The 1,739-nt window shown below is 62.4% G+C and carries 2 protein-coding genes; one reads left to right on the top strand and one right to left on the bottom strand.

Annotated features, from left to right (window positions below):
- Window positions 1-104: 104 nt before the first annotated feature.
- A complete protein-coding gene (locus tag B3873_RS21575; protein ID WP_039783185.1) occupies window positions 105-1,154 on the bottom strand; it encodes an NAD(P)-dependent alcohol dehydrogenase in 1,050 nt (349 codons plus the stop codon).
- Between the two features lie 371 nt (window positions 1,155-1,525).
- Here B3873_RS21575 and B3873_RS21570 point away from each other — a divergent pair.
- A partial coding sequence (locus tag B3873_RS21570; protein ID WP_286868977.1) for an XdhC family protein occupies window positions 1,526-1,739 on the top strand: 214 nt, incomplete at its 3' end.

Genomic DNA, 1,739 nt, shown 5'->3' with positions numbered 1-1,739 from the left:
TGAGGCGTCCCCGCCACTTCACCCCGCGATCAACAAATCGGGCGGACACCTTGTGGGTGCCCGCCCGATTTCGTTCACTACGATGTCAGGTCAGCCGTTGGCCCTCAGGCCGCCATGCTGGCGTTGTCGATCACGAAGCGATACTTGATGTCGCCCTTGAGCATGCGCTCGTAGGCGGTGTTAATTTCCTCGGCGCGGATCAGCTCGATGTCGGCCACGATGTTGTGCTTGGCGCAGAAGTCCAGCATCTCCTGGGTTTCGGGGATGCCGCCGATCAACGAACCGGCCAGCGAACGGCGCTTCATGATGAGGCTGAAGACATTCGGCGACGGGTGCGGCGTGGCTGGTGCGCCGACCAGGGTCATGGTGCCTTCACGCTTCAACAGCGAGAGGAAGGCATCAAGATCGTGCGGTGCCGCCACGGTGTTGAGGATGAAGTCGAAGCTCTTGGCATGCGCGGCCATCTCTTCGGCATTGCGCGAGACCACCACTTCATCGGCACCCAGGGCCTTGGCATCGGCACGCTTGGAATCCGAGGTGGTGAAGGCCACCACGTGCGCACCCATGGCGTGCGCAATCTTGATGCCCATGTGGCCGAGGCCGCCGATGCCAACCACACCGACCTTCTTGCCGGGACCGGCACCCCAGTGGCGCAGCGGCGAATAGGTGGTGATGCCGGCGCACAGCAGCGGGGCCACGGCGGCCAGGTCCGCTTCCGGATGGCGGACCGTCAGCACGTAGCGCTCGTGCACCACGATCTGCTGCGAGTAGCCACCCATGGTCCAGCCGGGCGCGTCATCGGTCTTGCCGTTGTAGGTGCCGACCATGTTGTCGCAATAGTTTTCCAGGCCTTCTTCGCAATCCGGGCAGGTCTGGCAGCTGTCGACGATACAGCCCACGCCGACCAGGTCACCGACCTTGAATTTGCTGACATGGTTGCCGACGGCGGCGACACGGCCCACGATCTCGTGACCGGGGACACAGGGGTATTGGGTGCCGGCCCATTCGGAACGGACCTGGTGCAGGTCGGAGTGGCAGATGCCGCAATAGGCGATGTCGATCTGCACATCGTGCGGGCCGGTGGCGCGGCGGGTGATTTCCAGATGTTCGAGTGGCTTGTCGGCGGCGTGTGCGCCATAAGCGTGGACTGGCATGGGGATCTCCTCAGTAATCGGGCCAATAAGCTGGCGTTGAGAAAGAACAGGTCAGGGGTGGGCAACCTGTCTTGAAAATGGATGATTGTGGCGTCCGACAACGCGCGAAGACAGACCTATTTCGCGATGATTCTTGCCTAAAATTCCGGGACCATCGCGAAGACAAGCGCGTCATTCCCGCGACATCCGCTTCCGTGTGCCCCGGCAACACGGCGCTCGCACACACTGCGTGCGAGCTTGCAGATTCTGCCTCATCATTGGTACCGGGATTAGCCGGACCGGGCTTAATTGGTCTATAAGCCCGGCTAATTAGTTCCTGTGCCGATGTCATGGCAGACTGGACCTCCGATCGAACGTAAACTGATGCCGCAATGAACGATACTTCCGACCTCAAGGTCTTGCGCGCCCTGCGCGAATGGCGGCGCAATGGGCGCAGCGCGCTGCTGGCCACCGTGGTCTCGACCTGGGGCTCATCGCCGCGTCCGGTCGGCTCGCAACTGGCCATCCGCGACGATGGCCGGCTCATCGGTTCGGTCTCCGGCGGCTGCATCGAGGATGACCTGCTGTTCCAGTACCTGCGCCAGC

Origin of the sequence: Herbaspirillum sp. UBA812 (assembly GCF_002296545.1) — a bacterium.
Lineage (GTDB): Bacteria > Pseudomonadota > Gammaproteobacteria > Burkholderiales > Burkholderiaceae_D > Herbaspirillum > Herbaspirillum huttiense.
The sequence above is the reverse complement of the archived record's forward strand: the minus strand, read 5'-3'. Positions and strand labels throughout refer to the sequence as shown.

Coding starts and splice junctions, on each gene's coding strand:
- B3873_RS21575 (WP_039783185.1), bottom strand. CDS start 1,154: ATGCCAGTCCACGCTTATGGCGCACACGCCGCCGACAAGCCACTCGAA.